Below are 22,857 nucleotides of genomic sequence, written 5' to 3'. Positions count from 1 at the left end.
TTGAGCACAAGAGTCACGTTCCACGTGAAACACTCGCTCCGATACGCCAGTGTCAGACCAGCTCGGGGGCCGGGCAGTAGAGGCGCAGGCGATGACCGTCGGGATCCAGTGCCACGCAGGTGTAACCGAACTCCATCCGGGTCGGGTACTGCGCTATGGTCAGACCGTCCGCCTGCCACTTGGCAAAGCTGGCATCGACGCTGGCGTCGTCGGCCAGGGGGAAGGCCAGTTCCATGGCGCCGGCCTCCTGAGAGACTCTGGGTTCGACCTGATCTTTGGCCCAGAGTGCGAATTTGGCACCCGAGTCGAACACGAACATGGCGAAGCTGGGGCACTCTTCCACCGGCGGGCGATCGAACAGCTCGCGGTAGAAGAGGGCGCTGCGAAGCGGGTTGGTGACATAGAGGATGCTGAATTGGGGGATATGCATGTGACACTCCTTTCACTGAGGGATGACGCCTCGGCGCCGACCCCGTCAGCATGGCCCCCCGGGGTGTCAGTTTCTGTCAGCAATGAATCCCGGCTGCGGGATCTGTTGGCTCGCCCGCCACTCCTTGAGCAATAGGGCCGGGCTCCTGGGATAGCAGCTATCCTCAAGCCGCAGCCGGTCGATGCGATCGACCCGGAAGTGGCGAAAGTCCTGGCGCAGCTCGCACCAGGCCATCAGCACCCGCACCTTGTCGAAGTAGCCGAGGGCGAAGGGCCAAACGGTGCGTTCGGAGATCGCCTCCTTGAGATCTTGGTAGCTCAACACCACCTTGCGCTGCTGGCGGATGGCACTGCGCAACTGGGTCTCGCCGGTGCTCTGACTGGTGCGATAGGAGCCGATCAGCAGGGCATTGGCCTGTAGCTGCTGGCGATACTCGGCGGGCAATACGGCCTCTATCTTGGCCAGCGCGCTGCGGGCCCCTGCGCTGAGGGCGCTGTCTGCATGTTCGGCCACCCAGCGGGACCCCAGCACCAGGGCGTCCAGCTCCTCCTCGCTGAACATCAGGGGCGGCAGCATGAAGCCGGGTCTCAGCACGTAGCCGATGCCGGCTTCCCCCTCGATCTGTGCCCCTTGCTCCTGCAGGGTGGCGATATCCCGATAGAGGGTGCGCAGGCTGATGCCGAGCTGCTCGGCGAGGGCCGTGCCCGTGATGGCGTAGCGGTGGCCGCGCAGCAACTGAAGCAGGGTAAGCAGGCGTTCGGAACGGGACATCAATTAGCTCCTCGAGCGGGGATGGCATGGGTTCGATGCACCATGGCCTATGCCTTGTGGCCACGGAAAGTATGGCGCCATTCCCGCGGCGATACCCCGAAGCGGGCACGAAAGTGCTGGCGCAATGTGGTGGCTGACTTGAGGCCCACCAGTTCGGCGATGCGTTCCACCGTGTGTGAGCTGGACTCCAGCAGTTCCTGACTGCGTCTGAGTCGTTCGGCCAGCAGCCAGTCACCGAGGGAGAGACCCGTCGCCAGCTGGAAGCGGCGGGTGAAGGTGCGTCGGCTCATCAGGCAGTGCTCCGCCAGACTGTCCAGGGTATGGGGCTCTGCCAGATGGATGCGAAGGTGATCGAACAGCTGATTGATCCTGGCGTCCCGGGTGGAGGCGGGCACCGGCTGCTCGATAAACTGGGCCTGACCGCCATCCCGGTGAGGAGGTACCACCAGCCGCCTGGCCAGCTTGTTGGCGATCTGGCTGCCGTGGTGCTGGCGCACCAGGTAGAGGCAGCAGTCCAGCCCGGCGGCCGTGCCCGCCGAGGTGATCAACCCCTCGTCATCCACGTAGAGGGCGTTGGTATCGAGGCGCACATGGGGGAAGCGTTGGATGAAGTCCTGCTCGTACTCCCAGTGGGTGGAGGCCCTGAACCCATCCAGCAGACCGGCGTAGGCCAGCACATAGGTGCCGAGGCAGAGCCCGACCACCTGGGCCCCTCGCTGGCGAGCGACGACCAGTGCATCGAGCAGGGGCTGGGCCGGTCGCTCCGCCGGATCCCGCCAGAAGGGGATGATGATGATATCCGCCTCCTGCAGGCCTTCCAGGCCATAGCCGGCGTTGAGGTGAAAGCCCTGGGACGAGGCTGGCTGCCGTGTGTCATCACCAGCGCAGAGTCTGAGCTCGAACAGCGATTGGCCCGGCATCATCTTGTCGCCAAAGATGAGGCAGGGCACGGCGCAGTGAAAGGGGCTGAAGTGATCGAAGGTGATGACGGCGACTATGGGCATGATGGCAGGCTCCTTTGCGCATGAATGACGATGATAAGCCCTGCCGAGAGAAAGCCGAAGGCCAGTGTGCGCCTCCGGCCGATCCACTCAGAATGCCATGGTTTCCCCATCCTCCGGCACCAGCACGCGTTCCTGCATGCCCCGTTCCCCGAGATAGTCGCGCAGCTTGCAGCGTGACAGCAGGGCGTGGTTGACGGCCTCCAGATGGCTGGCTATCAGGGTAGCCCCGGGGGCCGCCTGATGCACCGCCAGCACATCCTCCTTGTTCATGATGATGGCACCCAGCCCGGTGACCTGGGCATCGCCGCAGTTCAGTACGACAACCTCGGGGCTGTGTCTGGCCAGGTTTTGGGCCACCTGTTCGTTCCAGACCGTATCGCCGGCGAGATAGAGGGTCTTCTCGACTGGGTGAGAGAAGACCACCCCGGACACCTCGCCGAGCCGTTCACCGAGCATGGCCATGATGCGATCGCTGCCATGTTGGCCCGCCGTCTGCTGCAGGCGGATGCCGGCGAACTCGCCCTGTTCCCCCAGCAGTCTCACATCCTCGAAGCCGCTTGCCCGCATGGTGTCGGCGTCCTGCTGGTGCTGCACGAACAGGGGAAGGTGTTTGGGCACCAGCTGAGCCGCCACTGGATCCCAGTGATCCAGATGGTCGTGGGTCACTATCACGGCATCCACGTCGAGCAGGGTCGCCATGGGCAGCGGCAGTTCGACCAGGGGGTTGCGCAGATGGCTGTTGGCCATGCCCTCGAAGCCGGGATAGGTCCCCTTGGGGGCCAGCATGGGATCTATGAGGAAGCGGGTACCGGCATAGTGGACGAGCAGGGTGGCGTTGCGAACCTGGGTAATCTTCATGGTGTGATCCTGTGAGTTGGGGGATGCACAGCCAGTATGGCGTGGAGAGGACGGGACCATGAGTGGCCCGCGGGCCCATTATCGATCCTATCGGGCCATTTTTTGTTGGCTGGCCAGGGTGCCGAAAAATCTTTCATTTCTCCCTTGAAAGGAAAAAACCGGCCCCTATATAGATAACAAGGCCGGAACGCTCGACAGAGGTTTCGACCAGGCGCCCGTCCAACAGGAGGGCAAATGATCCGTTATCGCTCACAAGAGGATAATACTATGCGCTCTATCGACTTTTCTCCGCTCTATCGTTCTGCCATCGGTTTCGATCGTCTGGCCAATCTCATCGAGTCTGCAGCCAGCAACGGCAATGCCGGATATCCCCCCTACAACATCGAGCAGCTGGGCGACAGCGACTACCGCATCAGCATGGCGGTGGCGGGCTTCACCCAGGAGGAGTTGGAGCTGAGCTTCCAGGAAAACCTGCTGACGGTGAAGGGCAACAAGCAGGCAGATGGGGAGCGTCATTATCTCTATCAGGGGATCGCCGAGCGAGGCTTCGAGCGTCGCTTCCAGTTGGCGGATTATGTGCGGGTGAAGGGGGCCGATCTCAAGAACGGTCTGCTGCACATCGACCTGGTGCGCGAAGTGCCCGAGGCGATGAAGCCGCGCAAGATAGAGATCAACGGCTAAGCCCGTCTCTGACTTTGCTTATCGGGTGCCGATATGGGCCCACAGTCTTTAAACCTGTTGCTTATTAGAAGGATAGGATTATGCGTAACCTCGATTTTTCTCATCTCTATTCCAATGCCGTCGGCTTCGAGCGGATGGCCCGTGAGCTGGAAGGCCTGTTCGAGCAGAAGACAGCGGCCTATCCCCCTTACAACATCGAAAAGCGGGAGCAAGATGGCTACCGCATCACCCTGGCGGTGGCGGGCTTCGAGCGTGAAGAGCTGGAGCTGGAGACCGAAAATGGCACCCTCAAGATCAAGGGTCGCAAGGTAGCCGCTCCCGCCGAGCGTCAGTTCCTCCATCAGGGGATCGCCGAGCGTGACTTCGAGCTCGCCTTCAAGCTGAGCCAGCACGTCGAGGTGCGGGATGCCCGCCTGGAGCATGGCCTGCTGGTTATCGATCTGGCCCGCGAGCTGCCGGAGGCACTCAAGTCGCGCGCCATCCCCATCGGTCAGGGTGAACAACTGGCGCTGCCGAGCTGATCCGCTCCCTAGACCCGAGTATGAAAAAGGCCTGCAATCGCAGGCCTTTTTGCTGTCTGACGTCGGGCTCAGCGGTAGAGGCCGTTGATCTCCTCCGCCAGGATGGCGATGCCACGGCGCACCAGCTCCTCGCTCTGGGAGTAGTTGAGGCGGATGCACTCCTGGCTGTGACGCCACTCGGGGTCGTCGATACCGGGGAAGAAGTAGTGGCCAGGCACTATCAGCAGGTTCTTGGCCTTCAACCGCTCATAGAGTTCCTGACTGTGGATCGGCAGATCCTCGAACCAGAGCCAGAGGAAGAGGGCCCCCTCCGGCTTGTGGATATGGAAGCGGGGATCCGGGATCGCCTCGCGCAGCAGCTGTACCGCCAGCTCGGCCTTCTGTCGGTAGAAGGGTTTCACCACCTGCTCGCTCAGGGCGATGATCTCGCCGCTCTCGATCATGGGAATGGTGAGGGCCGGCCCCAGGCTGCCCGGCGCGAGGTTGATGATACCGCTCAGGTTGGTGATGGCCCGGATGATCTTCTCATCGGCGATGACGATGCCGCAGCGGGTGCCCGGCAATCCCAGCTTGGAGAGGCTCATGCAGAGGATGGTGTTGGCGTTCCAGAACGGCCTGGCCTCGGTGAAGATGATGCCCGGGAAGGGCACGCCGTAGGCGTTGTCGATGAGCAGCGGGATCCCCTTGTCGCGGGCGATCTGATCCAGGTGTTCTATCTCTTCGTCGGTCAGCACGTTGCCGGTGGGGTTGGTCGGCCGGGAGACACAGATCACTCCGATGTCGTCACTCACCTCCAGGCTCTCGAAGTCCACATGGTATTTGAACTGGCCATCGGCCAGCTTCTCTATGGTGGGCTTGTAGGCCACGAAGTGATCGTCGGAGAGCGCCGAGTCGCCATAGCCGATGTACTCCGGGGCCAGGGGGAACAGCACCTTCTTCTTGCGGCCGTCGGCGAACTCGCCCGCCAGCAGGTTGAACAGATAGAAGAAGGCGTTCTGGCTACCGTTGGTGAGGGCAATGTTGCGGGCCGAGATCTCCCAGCCGAGCTCCTTGCTGAGCAGGGTCGCCAGCGCCTGGGTGAATCTGTCCTTGCCTTGGGGGCCATCGTAGTTGGCCATGGCTTTGACCAGATCACCGCTGTCGAGCAGTGTCCTGGCTTCGGCCTGAAAGCGTTCCAGCATGGCGGGAATGGGGGCCGGGTTGCCGCCTCCCAGCATGATGGCGTCCGGATTGAGCAGCCCCTGATTGAGGTCATCCATGAGTTGAGTGATGCCGGCGTGGCGAGTGAACTTCTCGCCGAACAAGGAAAATTCCATTCGGTGGCGGATCCAGATTGGTTACGGGGATGTAGCACCATAGCTCAGTTTAAAAGTGGGTGTCGATCTAAATAACCGGACGTTCCACGTGGAACGGAGTGCAAGAATTAAACATGGTGATAATCACCATATGTTGGTTTAAAAATGACCACACCAATGTGCCCAACCTCTCCACTTGGTGCCAAAAAAATGATAAAAACAATAAAATCAAATTGTTATAAATCTGGCACGACTATTGGAATGACTATCTGGTCATCTCAACCATACCGGAGAACGCCAGATGAAAACCCTGATCGCCACCCTGATGCTGAGCACCCTGAGCCTGACTGCCATGGCCAACGAAAACCCCAGACCCGAGCTGGACAGCGCCAAGCTGGGGCAGGAGGTGTTGGCCCAGCAGCAACAGGCCTCCCATGCCGTCACGCAGGATGCCATTCATAACCTCAAGCCGCTGGCGTTGGAGACTCTGGTGGTGGAGGTGAGTTCGGCCCATGGTACTCACCCCGAGAGCTGAGGTAGCGCAGGGGCGTGAGCCCGGTGTGCTGCTTGAAGAAGCCGATGAAGGCGCTGTCGCTGGAGAACTCCAGGGCGGTCGCCACCCGGCTGATGGGCTCGGCCTCGGCCAGCAGCTCCATGGCGCGCAACAAACGCCATTGCTGGCGCCAGGCCTGATAATGCATACCCGTATCTCGCATGAAGATGCGGCCTATGGTCTTGTCACTGGCACCCACCCGCTCGGCCAGCCGGTTGAGTCGATCGGGCAGGGTGTCGCCTCCCTTGAGTGCCTGCAACCAGGCTGCCAGACGCGGATCGGCCGGTAGGGGCAGTTGCCACGACTCTCTCGGCGCCTGCGCCAACTCCTCGATGAAGAGTGCCACCGTCCGGCATTGCTCGGCTTCCGCCTTGTCCCATGGCCAGAATGCCATCCGCTCTATGATCGCCTGCAACAGGGGGTTGATGGCGATGACCTGCAAGCCGTCAGGCAGCGCGGGATCCGGGGTGAAATAGAGGGAGCGGTAGGCGACCACGCCGCGCATCCGCACCCTGTGGGAAACCCCAGCCGGTATCCAGGCCGCCCTGCCGGGAGGAAGCAGGCAGAGACGGTTGTCCAGCTCTATGCTCATGCAGCCCGCCTGGGCGAACAGCAACTGATGACGCCCATGTCGATGCTGGCCGGAGTCGTGCCAGCCGAGATCGGAGGCGATGCCGAGCACGGCGCCGCTGAGCCGGTCGGGATCGAAGGGGTCATCGGGCTGAATGAAGGCCATATGTCCTATTTCCGCTATTTATAGTCCTGCTTATTGTAATCAGACAGCCCACACCGCTCTAGACTGACGGCCTCTTGTGAAGGAGGTTTGTCATGAACAACAAGTTGCCACCGCTCTGGCTGGTGGTCGGGCTGATGATGTTTCCCCAGATAGTCGAGACCATCTACAGCCCGGCGTTGACCGGGATCGCCACCCGGTTCGGGGTGAGCGACGGGCAGGCATCCCAGACCCTGTCGGTCTATTTTCTGGCGTTTGCGGTGGGGGTGGTCTGCTGGGGTCGGCTCTGCGATCTCATCGGGCGGCGGCCGGCCATGCTGGCCGGTCTGCTGACCTATGGGCTCGGCACCCTGCTGGCTTTGCTGGCCAACCGGTTCGAGGTCCTGCTGCTGGCTCGCATCGTCTCGGCCTTCGGGGCCGCCGTCGGTTCCGTGGTCACCCAGACCATGCTGCGCGACAGTTACTCGGGGCGCGATCTGGCGCGGGTCTTCTCGGTGATGGGAGTGGCGCTCTCCCTCAGCCCCGTGCTGGGGTTGATGAGCGGGGGATGGCTGGTCGAGGCGTGGGGCTATCTCGGCGTCTTCGCAGGATTGATGGCACTGGCCCTGGTGCTCGGGCTGCTCACGGGCGGCTGGTTGCCGGAGACCCGCCCGGCCGACATGCCCGGGGTTGCCCTCTGGCCCCTGGCATGCCGGATGTGGCGCGATGTCACGCTGTGGCGCAGTGCCCTGCTGGTCGCCCTGTTCAACACCATGCTGTTTGGCTACTACAGCCTGGCTCCCTTCCTGTTCGCCGGTCTGGGGCTGAGCGCCGGGGAGTTTGGCTACTCGGGCCTGGGGTTGGCGTTGGCCACCCTGATCGGCAGCCTGCTGAACAAGAGGCTGTTGGGGAGGGGCTGGGCACCGTCATCCCTCGTCCGGCTGGCCTGCACCCTGGCGTTCATCTGCGGGGCTGGGGTATGGCTGGGTCAGGGCAGCCTCTGGTTCCTGCTGCCCATGATGGGGACCGTGGTGGCTTTCGGGGTGGCGATACCGAATGTGCTGAGCCAGGCCTTGCTGGCGTATCGTGAAGTGGCAGGCAGCGCCGGCGCCCTGTTCGGGCTGGCTTACTACCTGCTGCTCAGCCTGGGGCTGGCGGTGGCGGCGAGCCTGCAGGATCTGGGGATCCTGCTCGTCGGCTGCGGGGGCTTGGCCCTGTTGTGTGGTGGTCGTCGTTCCACGTGAAACATCAGCTGCCGATAAAACGGTAGCCGATGCCGGATTCGGTCTCGATCAGGCTGGGTTGCTGGGGATTGTCACCCAGCTTCTTGCGCAGGCTGGCGATGACGATGCGCAGGTAGTGGGTGTCTTCCTTGTGGCTGGGGCCCCAGATGTCGTTGAGCAGCTGGGTCTGCAGCACCAGTTTGCCGGGATGGCATACCAGGGCCTGCAGCAGGGCGAACTCCTTGCGGGAGAGGGAGACATCTTCCCCGTTCAGGCTCACCTTGTGATTGCTGGTATCCAGGCTGAGGCCGCACTGGGGGAAGTGGCGGTGTTCTCCGCTGCTGGCCCCTGCCCGCTGCCGGAGCAGCACGCGGATCCGCGCCATCATCTCCTGGATGCCAAACGGCTTGCTCATGTAGTCGTTGGCCCCCGCGTCCAGCAGCCGTACCTTCTCCTGTTCCGAGTCCCTGGCCGACAACACCAGCACAGGATGCTGGTGGTGTTCGCGGATGCTCTGCAGTATCTGGATGCCATCCCCATCAGGCAGGCCGAGGTCCAGGATCACCAGATCCGGATTGAGGTGGCGGTACTGCATCAACCCCTCGGTGACGCCCACGGCCTCGCTGACCTGGTGCCCCTCGGCGACCAGGCTGATGCGCAGGAAGCGGCGGATCGCCGCCTCGTCATCGATGACCAGAATGTGTGCCATCTAGCCTCCTGCGCCGAAAAGGGTGGCACTCATCATAAGTGCTTGGCTGTGCGTCATGTCCCCATTACCTCGGGTGCGTTGAGAGAGAGCGGCAGGGAGATGCGCATGCAGGTGCCGTTGCCGTTGGGTCCGGCGAACGCCCAGATGCGGCCGCCGTGAGCCTCTATCATAGCGCGGGAAATGGCGAGGCCAAGCCCGGTGCCACGGCTGCCGCAATCCCCGACCGGCTGGGTGTAGAAGAGGTTGAAGATCTTGTCCCGGTCCGATTCGGCGATGCCCACCCCGATGTCGATGATGTCGATGATGAGATCCGGGTTGGCCACCATCACCTTGAACTCTATGGGGGTGCCGGCTGGCGAGTAGCGGGAGGCGTTGTCGAGTATGTTGACCAGCACCTGCTCGATCAGGGCGCCGTGCACATAGAGCGCGGGGATCTGCTGATCGAAGTGCACCAGCAGCTTGTGCTGGCGCCAGGAAGAGTCCAGCCGCCTGCGGGCGCTCTCCAGCAGATCGGCGAGGTCGACCCAGTCCCGCTTCAGCTGGAAGTCCGGCGAGCCGATGCGGGTCATGTCCAGCAGGTTCTGCACATAGCTGTGCAGGCGGCGCGCCTCGTCCTGTACCGAATGCAGGAGTTCACTGCGATCCTCCTGGCTTATCCGGTCACCGTACTCCAGCAGGGTGCTGCCGGCCCCCATGATGGTGGCCAACGGCGTCTTCAGGTCGTGGGAGACGGAGGAGAGCAGGGCGGCGCGCAGCCTGTCCGTCTCGGCCTGCAACTGGCTGTCGGCGAGCCGTTCGCTGAGATCTATCCGGGCGAGGGCGGCGCGGATGTCGGTGAGCAGGGCCTGCAGCTGATGCTCGGCGGAGGAGGCCAGGGGATTGGTCAGCCGGATCCCCAGCACCAGATCGTCGGTGAGGGGGTGGTACTGGGCCTCGGCCGCATTGAGGGTGGCGGTGTGGGCGCCGGCATACTGCTTCTGGGCCAGGCACCAGTCGATGGCCGCCTTGTCTGTCTGGCCGGGGCCGGGTGGAGCATCTCCCGCCCGGTATTGATAATCCTTGTCGAGGGCGAACACGGGTTGGCCCAGAGCCAGGGAGATGGCCTGGGTGCCTTGCCGCAACACCTCCACCGGGCTGCTGGCGGTGGCCAGCCCCTGACTCAGGGAGAGCAGGGCATTGCCGAGCTGCTGGGTCTCCCGTAGTCCCACCAACTGCTGGCGCTGGCGGGAGGCGAGCCGACCCGCCGTCACACCGACGATGAGCAGCACGAACAGGGTGAGCAGATCGCTGTGACTGGCCACGCTGAGGGAGAAGTGGGGGGCGACGAACAGCAGATTGTGAGCCACGAAGCCGAGCACGGCCGCCAGTATGGCGGGCACCAGGCTGGTGGAGAGCGCCGTGGCCAGCACCCCCAGCACGAACAGCAGGGGCAGGGAGGCGGGAGGCAGCCAGTGGGAGAGACCCCAGGCCAGGGCCGAGGTGAGGCTCATGATGCAAATGGCCATCAGGCTCTGACGCACCTCCTTGCGACCCGAGGGATGCAGACCCAGGCCCTGCTTGCGCTTCTCCGTGTCCACCAGGGTGATCTCGAACCCGCGAGCATTCCTGAGCAGGTGCTGTACCAGGGAGCGGCGCCAGGGGGACTGGTGAGGCTTGCCGAGCAACAGCTGGGAGACCTGCTGCTGCTCGGCGGTTTCCAGCAGGGCATCGGCCACCGCCGGGCTGGAGAGGGTCAGCACCTTGGCCCCGAGCTGAGACGCCAGTGCCAGTGCCTGCTCCAGTTCGGCCGAGCGCTGCCCCTTGCTGTCGATGTGCACCACCAGCCAGGGCAGCTGGCGGCGCTGGGCAAATCGGTGGCCATAGCGGACCAGGGAGGCGCTGTGCTGATCCCCGAGGCAGACCATCAGCTTGCCCCGCAGCGGGAGCGTGCTCTTGCCCGCCGCCTGCCATTGCAGTTGCAGATCCCCCTCCACGTGGCTGGCCGCAGTCTGCATCGCCAGCTCGCGCAGCGCGGTCAGGTTGTTGAGGGAGAAGAAGGATTGCAGGGCCGCCTTGGCCTGATGGGGCACATAGACCTTGCCCTCCTTGAGTCGCCCCAGCAACTCCTTGGGGGGGAGGTCGATGAGCACCAGGCTGTCCGCCTCCAGCAGCACCTGATCCGGCAGCGTCTCCTTGACCCTGACCCCGGTCAGTTGCCAGACGAGATCGTTGAGGCTCTCCAGATGCTGCACGTTGAGGGTGGTGTAGACGTCGATACCGGCACCGAGCAACTCCTCCACATCCTGCCAGCGCTTCTCGTGGCGGCTGCCGGGGGCATTGGTGTGGGCCAGCTCGTCCACGACTGCGATGGCCGGTTTGCGTTCGAGCAGGCCGTCCAGATCCATCTCCTCCAGCCGCTGCTGGCGGTGGTAGAAGAGCTGGCGTGGCTGGATGGGAAGCTTGTCCAGCAGGGCCAGGGTCTCCTGGCGACCGTGGGTCTCCACCACCCCGATGAGGATGTCGGTGCCTTCCTTGGCCTGCTCCCGCACGGCCTGCAACATGGCGTAGGTCTTGCCGACGCCTGGGGCGGCGCCGAGGAAGACCTTCAGCTTGCCCTTGTGTTCTTCTTCCAGGCTGGCCAACAAAGCGTCGGCCCTGACCTCATCACGCATCCCTTAGTCCCCATCGAGAGTCCCTATCGATCAACAGCCGGCTTGGCTCAATCATCTGTATCACTGCCTGTATGTCGCCGAGTCAGCCCAGACTGTCGCCGTGCTTCTCTGCCTCAGCCAAATGGCAGACCCGGCACAAGATGCCGGGTCATCATCATCAGGCGTCCTTGTCGAGCTGCAGGTTCAGCTCGAGGATGTTGACCACTTGTGGGCCAAGGATACCAGCTTGTGTGGCGGACTTGACTCGTTCCGTCAGCACGGCGGGATCCAGCCCCCGTTCCTTGGCCACCCTGTCCACCTGGGACAACACGGCATCCAGCGGCAGGTGGGGATCCAGTCCCGAGCCGGAGCGGGTCAGCAGGGCCGGTGACGGGTTGCCGGGCTGGGTCTTGGCCGCCTCATTGGCAAACTCGGCCCGCAGGGGGGAGCTCATGCCGAGGTTGCTGGCGCCGCTGCCTATGGTCGCGAAGTCGCTGGCGGAGGGGCGGGAGTGGAAGTAATCCGCCCGTTCGAATTTCTGTGCCAGCAGGGCGCTGCCGATCAGCTGTTGTTTGTCATTGGTCAGCTGGCTGCCGTTGGCCTGCCAGGGGAACAGCACCTGGGCCAACCCGGTCACGGCCAGGGGATAGGCAACCCCCAGCAGCAGGGTCAGGGTCAGCAGGGTTCTGATTGCAATCATGATATGTCCTTAATTCCTGAACGGAATTTATGGGATGCGGGCCAGACCCGCACCCCCGTATTGGTTACACCAGACCGAGGCCGGTGACGACCAGATCGATGAGCTTGATGCCGACGAAGGGGATCAGCAGACCGCCGACCCCATAGATAAGCAGGTTGCGGCGCAGCAGGCTGGCTGCCGACTCCTGCAGGCTGACCCCGCGCAGGGCTAGGGGCACCAGCGCCACTATGATCAGGGCGTTGAAGATGATGGCCGACAGGATGGCGCTCTGTGGGCTGCCCAGCTGCATCAGGTTCAGCACCCCGAGTTGCGGGTAGGCGGCGATGAACAGGGCCGGCAGTATGGCGAAGTACTTGGCCACGTCGTTGGCGATGGAGAAGGTGGTCAGGGCTCCCCGGGTCACCAGCAACTGCTTGCCTACCAGCACCACGTCCAGCAGCTTGGTGGGGTTGGAGTCGAGATCCACCAGGTTGCCCGCCTCCTTGGCGGCCTGGGTCCCCTCGTTCATGGCCAGCCCCACGTCGGCCTGGGCCAGGGCCGGGGCGTCGTTGGCGCCGTCACCACACATGGCCACCAGGCGGCCGTCGGCCTGCTCCTGGCGGATATAGGCCAGCTTCTTCTCCGGGGTCGCCTCGGCGATGAAGTCGTCCACCCCGGCCTCGGCGGCGATGGCAGCTGCCGTCAGCGGGTTGTCACCGGTGATCATCACGGTGCGTATCCCCATGTGGCGCAGGGTCTGGAAGCGCGCCTTGATGCCGGGTTTGATGATGTCCTTGAGGTACACCACCCCGAGCAGCTGCTCGTGAGTACAGACCAGCAGCGGCGTCCCCCCCTGGCGGGCGATGTGATCGACGGATTTGAGGATGAGCTCGGGCACCCCCTTGCGTTCGAGGGAGAGGTAGTTCAGCACGGCGTCCACCGCGCCCTTGCGGTATTGGTGGCCGTTGCGATCCAGGCCGCTCAGCCGAGTCTCGGCGCTGAAGGGGATCACCCTGTCGCTGTCCAGCTGGCTCGGTTTGGCCATGCTCTTGCCGGCCAGGGTCAGGATGGACTTGCCTTCCGGGGTGTTGTCACCCAGGGAGGCCAGCATGGCAGCCTGGGCCAGCAGGGAGGGATCCACCCCGGGGGCCGGGATCAGCTCGTCCGCCATGCGGTTGCCGAAGGTGATGGTGCCGGTCTTGTCCAGCAGCAGGGTACGCACGTCACCGGCAGCCTCTACGGCACGGCCGGATTTCGCGATCACGTTGAGCTTCACCAGCCTGTCCATGCCGGCGATGCCGATGGCGGAGAGCAGGCCGCCTATGGTGGTCGGGATCAATGTGATGAAGAGCGCGATCAGATAGAGCCTGGGGACCTGGGTGCCGTTGTAGTCGAGGAACCAGGGCAGGGTGGCGACCACCAGCAGGAAGATCAGGGTCAGACCCACCAGCAGGGCGTCCAGTGCCATCTCGTTCGGCGTCTTCTGGCGCTTGGCCCCTTCCACCAGGGCGATCATGCGATCCAGCGTGCTCTCTCCCGGGTTGTTGCTGACCCGGATCCAGATCTCGTCGGAGACGACTGTGGTGTTGCCGGTCACGCCGCTGCGATCCGTGCCTGACTCGCGGATCACGGGGGCGGATTCCCCGGTGATGGCGGCCTCGTTGACCGAGGCGATGCCGGCGATGACCTCGCCGTCCGCCGGGATCATCTCGCCGCTGCGTACCAGCACCAGATCTCCCTTGAGCAGGCTGGTGGCGGGCACCCACTCTCCCTTGTCATCCCGCGGGTGGGTGACCTTGCGGGCCTTGAGCTGGTTCAGACCGGCCTTCAGGCTGTCTGCCCTGGCCTTGCCGCGGCCTTCGGCCAGGGTCTCGGCGAAGTTCGCAAACCAGAGGGTGAGCCAGAGCCAGGCGGTCAGCTGCCAGGCCAGGCTGGGGGCCACCCCGGACAGGGGTTGGCCCATCAGGGACTCGACGGTCGCCATCACGGCGGCCAGCCAGAGGGTGAACAGTATGGGGCTGCCAAACAGCGCCTTTGGATTGAAGCGATAAAGGGCTTCAATCATGGCCTGGGCGACCTGTGAACGACGTGACTTGGCCTTGATCTTGTCGGTGCCAGTGGCCACTGAAATGGATTTGCTCATTAGAAAGCTCCCTGCATCAGGGTGAGGTGTTCTGCGACCGGTCCCAGCGCCAGTACGGGCAGGAAGGAGAGGCCACCTATCAGCAATACGGTGATGATCAGCAGGGTCACAAACAGCGGGCCGCTGATCGGGAAGTCCCCTGAGCCCGTCTCCTGGCGCTGTGCGCGGGAGAGTTGGCCGGCGATGGCCAGCACGGGGATGATGTAGCCGAAGCGACCGAGCAGCATGGCCAGGCCGATGGCGATGCACTGCCAGCTGTCGCCGGCGGCGAAGCCACCGAAGGCGGAGCCGTTGTTGCCGGAGGCGGAGGCATAGGCGTAGATCAGGCGAGACAGACCGTGGGGGCCGTCGTGACCTATGATGGTGCTGGCGGTTGGCGTCAGCAGCGTGATGCCGCCGATCACCAACACCCCGACCGGCATCACCAGCATGCTGGCGACTACCCACTTCATCTCTGTGATGCCGAGACGCTTGCCCAGATAGGTCGGGGTACGCCCCACCATCAGGCCGCACAGGAACACTGTCAGCAGCACGAACAGCATCATGCCGTAGATGCCGGCGCCCACGCCGCCAAACACCACCTCACCCAGCAGCATGTTGATCATGCCGACCATGCCGCCGAGGGGGGTGAAGCTGTCGTGCATGGCGTTGACCGAGCCGTTTGAGGCTGATGTGGTCGCTACTTCCCAGATGCTGGACAGCACGGGGCCGAAACGGCTCTCCTTGCCTTCCCAGTTACCCGCCTGGGTGCTGAGGTGGGCGAGGGACGGGTCCGGTTGCAGCTCCTGGTAGAGAGAGAGGCTAAGGCCGAGCACGAACAGCAGGGTCATGGCGGTGAGGATGGCGCGGCCGTGACCGCTGTGTTTCACGTACCGGCCCAGGGTGCAGACCAGGGCGGCAGGCAGGGTCAGCAGGGTGACCATCTCCAGCCAGTTGGTGAAGGCGGTGGGGTTCTCGAACGGATGGGCCGAGTTGACACCGAAGAAGCCGCCGCCGTTGGAGCCGAGCTGCTTGATGGCGATCTGGGAAGCGGCCGGACCGAGCGGCATCAGCTGCTCCTGACCCTCCAGGCTGTGGAACGGCAGGTAGGCCGACAGACTCTGGGGAACCCCCTGCCACACCAGCAGCAGCGCCATGACGAATGCCATGGGCAACAGCACATAGAGGCAGAAGCGCACCAGATCCTGCCAGAAGTTGCCCAGATGGGTCGTCTGTTGGCGGGTGATGCCACGGAACAGGGCGACGGCCACGGCGGCACCGGTGCCGGCGGAGACGAAGTTCTGGGTGGTGAGCCCGACCATCTGGCTGAAATAGGAGAGGCTGGCCTCACCGGAATAGGCTTGCCAGTTGGTGTTGGTCATGAAGCTGACCGCGGTGTTGAAGGCGAGCTCCCAGCTCAGCCCCGGCAGGTTCTGCGGGTTGAGGGGCAGCAGGTCCTGCGCCATCAGGATCAGGAACAGCAGGCCGAAGCCCGCGCCATTGAAGGCGAGCAGGCTGATGGCGTATGACTTCCAGTCCTGCTCCCGTCCATCGGACCCACAGCAGGCCATGGTCGCTCGCTCGACGGGGGATAACCAGCGGGTTTGCCCCTCGAACACCCTGTACATGTAACCGCCGAGCAGGGGTGCTGGCAGCAGGACCAGTAGCACGAAGGCGATTGGATAGATGATCTCTTGCCACATGATGGGGTCCCTCATTCATGACTGCGTGTGAGAGCACGCAGCAGATAGCCCAGCAGGGCGAGGACCAGCAGCAGATATAGCCAATTCATATAAATTCCCTTGGTGTAATTGACACCACAAGGGTACGTAGAGAGGGCGTAAAGGCGCCATAAAGCGGGGAATGGGGGGCGTAAAGTTGGCGTAAAAACGGGGCCGATGGGGCCTGGGTGAAGAAAACCCGGCCTGGGCCGGGTTGAGTGCTAGTTGGCTGCATCTTCGCTCACGGCGTCGCAGACGCCGGGAAGCGGGCGGCTTTAACGCATGGTGACGCACTTTTCCGCGCTGATGGGGTGGAACGGGGCAACACAGTCGTCAGGAGGCTGGCCCGTTGGCGCCGTGGTTAGCGCATGGTCACAAATTCTTCTGCGCTGGTGGGGTGAATGGCGACGCAGTTGTCGAAGTCCGCCTTGGTGGCCCCCATCTTCATGGCGACGCCGAAGCCTTGCAGTATCTCGTCCATGGCGAAGCCGATGCCGTGCAGGCCGACCACCTTCTCCTCCGGCCCCGCGCACACCAGTTTCATGCGGGTGGGCTGACGATGCTGGGTCAGGGCCGAGTACATGGCGGTGAACTGGCTGCGGTAGACCTTCACCTGGTCCTCCCCATACTGGGCGATGGCCTCCGGCTCGGTCAGACCTATGGTGCCTATGGGGGGGTGGCTGAACACCACGGTCGGTACCAGATCGTAGTTGAGGTGCTCGTTCGGCTTGTTGTTGAACAGCCGCTCGGAGAGGCGACGACCGGCGGCGACGGCGACCGGGGTGAGCTGGATGCGGCCCGTGTTGTCACCCACCGCATAGATATTGCCGACATTGGTGTTCTGGAACTTGTCGGTGGGGATATAGCCCCGCTCATCCAGTTCGATGCCGGCGGCGGCCAGGTTCAGCTTGTCGGTGGCGGGGGCCCGGCCTATGGCCCAGATCAGGCAATCGACGGTGAGGTGGCGGCCATCTTCCAGCTGCAGGGTCAGGCTGTCGTCGGCATTCTTGATCACCGCCTTGGGAATGGCGTGGGTATGCAGCTTGGGGCCTTCGGCGGCCATGATCTCCACCAGGGTTTCCTGGATCATGGGATCGAAGCTGCGCAACGGGCCCTGCTTGCGCACCACCAGGTGAGTCTCTGAGCCAAGGGCCTGCATCACGCCGGCGATCTCGACTGCGATATAACCGGCCCCCACCACGGCGACCCGCTTGGGTTGTGCCTCGAGGGCGAAGAAGCCGTCGGAGTCGATGCCGAATTCGGCGCCCGGGATGGTCGGCACCTCCGGGTGACCGCCGGTGGCGATCAGGATGTGGTCCGCCGTATAGCGCTCACCATCGACTTCTACCGTGTTGGCGTCGACGAAACGGGCGAAGCCCCGGATGACAGTGATCTGATTCTTGCCGAGCACCTTCTCATAGGATTGGTGGATGCGGCCGATGTAGGCCTGACGGGATTCCACCAGCTTGGCCCAGCTGAAGTGATTGAGGGTGGTGTCGAAGCCATAGTCGGCACCATAGCGCAGGGCATCGGCGATCTGGCCGGCATACCACATGGCTTTCTTGGGGACGCAACCGACGTTGACGCAGGTACCGCCCAGGGCCTTGGCCTCGATGAGGGCGACTCTCTTGCCGTGCATGGCCGCCCGGTTGGCCGAGGCGATGCCGCCACTGCCGCCGCCGATGGCGATGTAGTCAAAATGCTGTGCCATGGTGTGGTTCTCCGCTGGTTAAAAAAGCTATCACAGCATGATGGGGACAAAGGGGCTGGCTCACAAGAGCCAACCGTCACTTCTGTGCGATGGGCAGGCTGATGTGGAACTGGGCTCCCTGGCCCGGCTCGCTGGCGCAATTGATGCGCCCGCGCAGCAGTTGCACCACCAGGTTGTAGATGATGTGGGTACCTAGCCCGCTGCCTCCGTGGCCCCGCTTGGAGGTGACAAAGGGATCGAAGATGCGTGGCAGTATCTCGGGGGGGATGCCGCGACCGTTGTCGCTGTAATCGATGACGAGCTCGTCGCCGCGCCGTTCCACCTTGATGCTGATCTTCTTGGGTCTGTCCCAGCCATCGAAGCCGTGATTGATGGAGTTGAGGATGAGGTTGGAATAGATCTGGGTGAAGCTGCCCGGGAAGGAGTGGAGGCTCAGCTTGGGATCGCACTGGATGTCGACCTCGCACTGGGCCTTCTTCAGCTTGTGACCGAGCGACACCACTACCTGGTGCAGGTTGTCCGCCAGGCTGAAGGTGTAGCGTGCCTCGGAGGATTGATCGACGGCCACCTGCTTGAAGCTGGCGATCAGCTCGGAGGCGCGTCTCAGGTTGCCCTGCAGCAACTGCATCGACTCGTCGAGGTTCTGGGTGAACTCGGTCAGGTAGGAGCGGGAGAGCTGCTTGGCATCGATGTGCTGCTTGAAGTCGACCACCCGCTCCTGCAGGTAGGAGGAGGCGGTGACGCTGATGCCGATGGGGGTGTTGATCTCGTGGGCGACCCCGGCCACCAGCGAGCCGAGGGAGGCCATCTTCTCCGACTCCACCAGGGTCTGCTGGGCCTGTTTCAGGTCGTCGTAGGCCTTGCCGAGCTGCTCATTGGCATCGCTCAGGCTGCGGGTACGGTCGGCCACCTTGCCTTCCAGCTGTTCGTTGAACAGGGTGATCTCCCGCTCCACCTTCTTGAGGCGGGTGATGTCGTAGCCGAATCCAATCAGATACTTGAGGTTGGGGCCCTCGTAGAAGGGGGCGAAGGTCCATTGCAGGGTCAGCTCCTCCCCCTGCTGGTCATGCATGACTATCTCGCGATCCGAGAGGGAGCCCTGCTCGGCCAGCAGCTCGGCCAGCTCGGTTTTTTGCTCTGGGGTGACAAACAGATCCAGCCAGTTGTGCTGCAGCAGCTCCTGATGGTGATAGCCGGTGAGCATGATGGCGGCCGGGTTGATGCTGGCGATGTTGAGATCCGGCTCCATGCAGCAGATGACCATGTTGGCCGAGTTGATCAGGGTTGCGGAGAAGTCCCGCTCCTGCTGCAGCTGATCGGCCGCCTGATGGCGGGCGGTGAACTCGTCATTCAATCGGGTGCGCATCTGGTTGAGGGTGGCCGCCAGTAGATCGAACTCATCCGGATGCTTGCGAGGCTGGGCCCTGCCCTCCAGGGTCAGCTCCAGGGTCAGCCGGTCCAGGCTCAGGCGCTGGGCGTAGCTGACGATGCGGTTGATATGACGGATCACCAGATAGTAGATGATGACCAGGATGCAGAAGGAGACGAGCAGCGTCTTGATGGTCTGGCTGACCAGGATGAGCACGGATTTTTCGATGAGGCGCTGATAAATCTGATCCAGGGAGGCGGCCACGAAGAGCTTGCCCACCACTTCCCCCTGATAGGTGAGGTTGAACTCCCGGGAGATGTCGTACTGCTCTCGTTCCACCCCCTGGGTGAGCAGCGGCACTTCGGAGTTGCCCAGCATCTCCTTGACCATCACGAACTGCATGTTGGGCAGGTTCATGATGCCCTCTATCTGCACCTTGACCTGTTCCTCGTCCAGGTTCCACAGGCTGGCGGAGATGGGCTGCAGGAAGGAGGCCTCGATCTGATCGATGCTCGCTTCGATGACGGTCACATCCTTGTTGTAGTCCCAGGCGAGCTGCAACACGGTAATGATGAGCGCCAGCACAGTACTGCAGATCAGAATGTAGGAGAGCAGACGGTAAGAGAGTCCGTTAAGGCCGACGGCCTTGGAGAAGAGTCCTGACATGGCGTCCTTGCGGTCTGGATTGAGTGCGGTTTAGTGTAACTGCTTCATGTGGCGATGTCGTGTGTCATGGAATGGATATAAGAAAGGCCCCGAAAGGGGCCTTTTTGGTATTAATGCGGGATCAGTGGTTTCCCTTCGCCTTGGCCGGAATGGACTCATCGAATTCCGGCAGCGGTTTGTGCTCTGAGGCCAGGAAGGTGTAGATCACCGGCAGCACGAACAGGGTGAACAGGGTACCTATGGCCAGCCCCGCGACGATGACGATACCGATGCTGAAGCGCTGGGCCGCGCCGGCGCCGGAGGCGTAAAGCAGCGGGATGAGGCCCGCTATCATGGCCGCCGTGGTCATCAGTATGGGGCGCAGTCGCACCTTGGCCGCCTGCATCACCGCCTGCATCCGGTTCAGACCGTGCAACAACTGCTCTTCCTTGGCCACCTCACAGATCAGAATACCGTGCTTGGTAATCAGACCGACCAGGGTGATGAGGCCCACCTGGGAGTAGATGTTCATGGTCGCCAATCCCCAGGCCAGCGCGATCAGGGCGCCGCTGATGGCGAGCGGGACCGAGACCATGATGACCAGGGGGTCACGAATGGACTCGAACTGGATGGCCAGCACCAGGAAGATGATGGCCAGTGCCAGCGCGAAGGTGGCATAGAGGGCATTGCCTTCGGTCACGAACTGGCGAGCCTCACCCATGAAGTCGTAGCGATAGCCTTGGGGCAGCTTCTCTTCGGCGGTGGCCTTGAACCAGTTGATCGCATCACCCATGGCCACGCCCGGTGCCGGTACGGCGCCTATGGTGGCGGAGTTCAGCTGGTTGAAGTGGGGCAGGGCGCGGGGCTCACCCATGATCTCGATGCTGATCAGGCTGCCGAGGGGGATGGACTTGCCGTCGGCGGCGCGCACGTAGTAACCCTTCATGGATTCGGGGTTCATACGGAACTTGCGTTCCACCTGGGGGATCACCTCGTAGGAACGGCCATCCAGATCGATACGGTTGACGTAGCCATCCGCCATCATGGTACCCATGGTGGTGCCTATGTCCTGCATGGTGATGCCGTAGGCACCGGCCTTGTCCTTGTCGATGTTGATCTTCATGGTGGCCGAGTCGTAGTTCAGATCGAGATCCGAATAGACGAACTGACCGTTGGCCTGGGTGGCCGCCAGCATCTCACCCGCGATCAGGAACAGGCTCTCGAAGCTGTTCGGGGTGGTGATGACGAACTGGATGGGCAGACCGCTGGACGCACCCGGCAGTTCGGGGAACTGGAAGGTGGTGATGGCCATGCCGGGGATGTCGGTCACCAGACCGGCGACCCTGTCCAGCACCTCTTTCTGGCTCGCCTCACGCTCGCTCCAGGGCACCATGGACGCGATGCCGAACGCCTGGTTGGAGTTGAACACCCCGGAGAAGACCTGGGCATAGGCGATTTCCGGTTGCTCATCCAGGATCTTGTTCACATCGATCATGGTGTTTTCGATGTAATCCAGGTTGGCATTGGACGGCGCCGTCGCCAGGACCGCCATGACCCCCTTGTCTTCCGACGGGGCCAGCTCACTCGGGATGAACTTGAACAGCAGCGGCAGGCTGGCGAACACGATGACGGCGAACAGCACCACCACGATGCGTTTTTGCATCACGGCGTGCAGCATGCGGTCGTAGCGTTCCGTCATCCTGTCCAGCAGGTGGTGCACCGTGCTCTCGAACTTGTTCGGCTTGGCGTTGGCCTTGAGCATCTTGGAGCACATCATGGGGGAGAGGGTCAGGGCTATGATGCCCGAGACGAACACCGCCCCCGCCAGGGTCAGCGCGAACTCCTTGAACAGGGAGCCCGTGATGCCTCCCATCAGGGCGATGGGCGCATACACGGCGGCCAGGGTGACCGTCATGGCGATAACCGGTATGGCTATCTCCCTGGTGCCTATGATGGCGGCCCTGAAGGGCTCTTCTCCCTCCTTGATGTGCCGGTCGACGTTCTCCAGCACCACGATGGCGTCATCCACCACCAGGCCGATCGCCAGCACCATGGCCAGCAAGGTCATGAGATTGATGGAGAAGCCGAACACATCCATCATCATGACCACGCCGATCAGGCTCAGGGGTATGGTGATGATGGGGATGATGACGGCCCGGAAGGACCCCAGGAACAGGGTGATCACCACCAGTACGATGGCGGCCGCCTCCAGTATGGTCTTGATAACCTCGTGGATGGACTCGTTGATGGCGATGGTGGAGTCATACAGCACGTTGGTCTGCATGGTGCTCGGCATGTTGCGCTTGAGGTCCGGCAGCAGCTCCAGCACATCGTGGGCTATGGTGATGGGGTTCGCTGTCGGCGCCGCGTTGATAGCGACGACCACGGCCTCTTTGCCGTTGGCACTGGCGCGATAGATGTCGTGGCTCTTCTCCAGGGTCACCTTGGCGATGTCGGAGAGGCGGATCACCTTGCCGTCACGGGTGGCCACCACCAGGCGCTTGAGCTCATCCGTGCTCTCGACCTGGGTCTTGGCATTGCCGTTGAACAGGGTGAAGTAACCGGTCGCCTGACCCGTGGCGGACTGATAGTTGTTGCTGTTGAGCACCGTCATCACGTCGCTGGCGGTCAGATCGAAGGCCGCCATCTTGGCCGGATCCAGCCATACCCGCAGGGCAAATTCGACCCCGCCGTAGATGTCGATCTTGGAGACCCCGCCCACGGTAAACAGCTGGGGCTTGATGACCCGTTCCAGGTAGTCGGTGATCTGGCTGGAGCTCAGCTCGGGGCTGGTGAAGCCCATGTAGAGCACCGCCGTGGTGGAGCCGGTGGAGGAGGTGACCGAGGGGTCTTCCGCCTCTTTGGGCAACTGGGAGCGCACCGAGTTCACCTTGGCCAGGATGTCGGACAACGCGGCGTTGGGGTCGGTGTTGAGCTTCATATAGGCGGTGATGGTGGAGCTGCCCAGCTGACTGGAGGAGGTCATGAAGTCGATGTTGTCGGCTTGCGCGACCGCCTGCTCAAGGGGCTGAGTGATGAAGCCCTGGATCAGATCCGAGCTGGCCCCGTAGTAGCTGGTACTGACCGTGATCACCGTGTTGGTGACCTCGGGGTACTCCCGCACCTGCATCTTGAAAATGGCCTGGAAGCCCAGCAAGGCGATCAGGAAGCTGATCGAGATTGCCAGCACCGGCCGTTTTATGAATATGTCGGTAAATCGCAT

Annotated in this window: 18 protein-coding genes; 4 read left to right on the top strand and 14 right to left on the bottom strand. The window is 62.8% G+C overall.

The window, feature by feature from the left end; genetic code table 11:
* Positions 1–52: 52 nt before the first annotated feature.
* The 4 genes from ACT5M9_RS11830 to ACT5M9_RS11815 form a co-directional block, all read right to left on the bottom strand.
* The gene (locus ACT5M9_RS11830) at positions 53–430 is read right to left on the bottom strand and encodes a VOC family protein (protein ID WP_457982809.1); all 378 of its coding nucleotides are present in this window, start codon (positions 428–430) and stop codon (positions 53–55) included.
* Between the two features lie 66 nt (positions 431–496).
* Positions 497–1,201, bottom strand: coding sequence for a helix-turn-helix transcriptional regulator (locus ACT5M9_RS11825; protein ID WP_457982810.1), 705 nt, complete (start codon positions 1,199–1,201; stop codon positions 497–499).
* A 47-nt stretch (positions 1,202–1,248) separates the two neighbouring features.
* Complete coding sequence (locus tag ACT5M9_RS11820) at positions 1,249–2,205, bottom strand: GlxA family transcriptional regulator (RefSeq protein WP_457982811.1); 957 nt, start codon at positions 2,203–2,205, stop codon at positions 1,249–1,251.
* 87 nt (positions 2,206–2,292) lie between these two features.
* Complete coding sequence (locus tag ACT5M9_RS11815) at positions 2,293–3,063, bottom strand: MBL fold metallo-hydrolase (RefSeq protein ID WP_457982812.1); 771 nt, start codon at positions 3,061–3,063, stop codon at positions 2,293–2,295.
* A 267-nt stretch (positions 3,064–3,330) separates the two neighbouring features.
* Between ACT5M9_RS11815 and ACT5M9_RS11810 the strand changes: the two genes are divergently transcribed.
* Together ACT5M9_RS11810 and ACT5M9_RS11805 are read left to right on the top strand one after the other, a co-directional pair.
* Positions 3,331–3,744 (top strand): Hsp20 family protein, encoded by a 414-nt coding sequence (locus tag ACT5M9_RS11810; protein ID WP_438549119.1) that lies wholly within the window; start codon positions 3,331–3,333, stop codon positions 3,742–3,744.
* 80 nt (positions 3,745–3,824) lie between these two features.
* Positions 3,825–4,265, top strand: a complete 441-nt coding sequence (locus ACT5M9_RS11805) for an Hsp20 family protein (RefSeq protein ID WP_457982813.1) — start codon at positions 3,825–3,827, stop codon at positions 4,263–4,265.
* 68 nt (positions 4,266–4,333) lie between these two features.
* On the opposite strand, the gene ACT5M9_RS11800 is transcribed toward ACT5M9_RS11805, so the two are convergent.
* Positions 4,334–5,581, bottom strand: a complete 1,248-nt coding sequence (locus ACT5M9_RS11800) for a valine--pyruvate transaminase (protein ID WP_457982815.1) — start codon at positions 5,579–5,581, stop codon at positions 4,334–4,336.
* A 280-nt stretch (positions 5,582–5,861) separates the two neighbouring features.
* Here ACT5M9_RS11800 and ACT5M9_RS11795 point away from each other — a divergent pair, with 280 nt between their 5' ends.
* Positions 5,862–6,095: a hypothetical protein gene (locus tag ACT5M9_RS11795; protein ID WP_457982817.1), complete on the top strand. Its 234-nt coding sequence runs from the start codon at positions 5,862–5,864 to the stop codon at positions 6,093–6,095.
* Here the strand turns inward: ACT5M9_RS11795 and ACT5M9_RS11790 are convergent.
* A complete protein-coding gene (locus ACT5M9_RS11790; protein WP_457982819.1) occupies positions 6,025–6,849 on the bottom strand; it encodes an AraC family transcriptional regulator in 825 nt (274 codons plus the stop codon). The two genes, ACT5M9_RS11795 and ACT5M9_RS11790, sit on opposite strands and share 71 nt — an antisense overlap.
* A 92-nt stretch (positions 6,850–6,941) precedes the next feature.
* Between ACT5M9_RS11790 and ACT5M9_RS11785 the strand changes: the two genes are divergently transcribed.
* Positions 6,942–8,069, top strand: a complete 1,128-nt coding sequence (locus tag ACT5M9_RS11785; RefSeq protein ID WP_457982820.1) for a multidrug effflux MFS transporter — start codon at positions 6,942–6,944, stop codon at positions 8,067–8,069.
* A 4-nt stretch (positions 8,070–8,073) separates the two neighbouring features.
* Here ACT5M9_RS11785 and ACT5M9_RS11780 read toward each other — a convergent pair whose 3' ends face one another.
* The 8 genes from ACT5M9_RS11780 to ACT5M9_RS11745 form a co-directional block, all read right to left on the bottom strand.
* Positions 8,074–8,757 (bottom strand): response regulator, encoded by a 684-nt coding sequence (locus ACT5M9_RS11780; protein WP_457982821.1) that lies wholly within the window; start codon positions 8,755–8,757, stop codon positions 8,074–8,076.
* A gap of 53 nt (positions 8,758–8,810) precedes the next feature.
* Complete coding sequence (locus ACT5M9_RS11775; protein WP_457982822.1) at positions 8,811–11,408, bottom strand: DUF4118 domain-containing protein; 2,598 nt, start codon at positions 11,406–11,408, stop codon at positions 8,811–8,813.
* 157 nt (positions 11,409–11,565) lie between these two features.
* On the bottom strand, positions 11,566–12,087 hold the full coding sequence (locus ACT5M9_RS11770; RefSeq protein ID WP_457982823.1) for a potassium-transporting ATPase subunit C: 522 nt from the start codon (positions 12,085–12,087) through the stop codon (positions 11,566–11,568).
* A 64-nt stretch (positions 12,088–12,151) separates the two neighbouring features.
* Positions 12,152–14,209 (bottom strand): potassium-transporting ATPase subunit KdpB, encoded by a 2,058-nt coding sequence (gene kdpB, locus ACT5M9_RS11765; RefSeq protein ID WP_457982824.1) that lies wholly within the window; start codon positions 14,207–14,209, stop codon positions 12,152–12,154.
* Positions 14,209–15,891, bottom strand: coding sequence for a potassium-transporting ATPase subunit KdpA (kdpA, locus tag ACT5M9_RS11760; protein ID WP_457982825.1), 1,683 nt, complete (start codon positions 15,889–15,891; stop codon positions 14,209–14,211). Before kdpA ends, kdpB begins: the two co-directional genes overlap by 1 nt.
* A gap of 379 nt (positions 15,892–16,270) precedes the next feature.
* Positions 16,271–17,620, bottom strand: coding sequence for a glutathione-disulfide reductase (gorA, locus tag ACT5M9_RS11755; RefSeq protein ID WP_457982827.1), 1,350 nt, complete (start codon positions 17,618–17,620; stop codon positions 16,271–16,273).
* 76 nt (positions 17,621–17,696) lie between these two features.
* Positions 17,697–19,655: an ATP-binding protein gene (locus ACT5M9_RS11750; RefSeq protein ID WP_457982828.1), complete on the bottom strand. Its 1,959-nt coding sequence runs from the start codon at positions 19,653–19,655 to the stop codon at positions 17,697–17,699.
* 121 nt (positions 19,656–19,776) lie between these two features.
* Entirely contained in the window at positions 19,777–22,857 is a 3,081-nt protein-coding gene (locus ACT5M9_RS11745; protein WP_438549106.1) for a multidrug efflux RND transporter permease subunit, read from the bottom strand.

This window comes from Aeromonas sp. AE23HZ002T15 (assembly GCF_054165525.2).
Note: the sequence above shows the minus strand (reverse complement) of the source record. Positions and strands in the feature narration are given on the sequence as shown.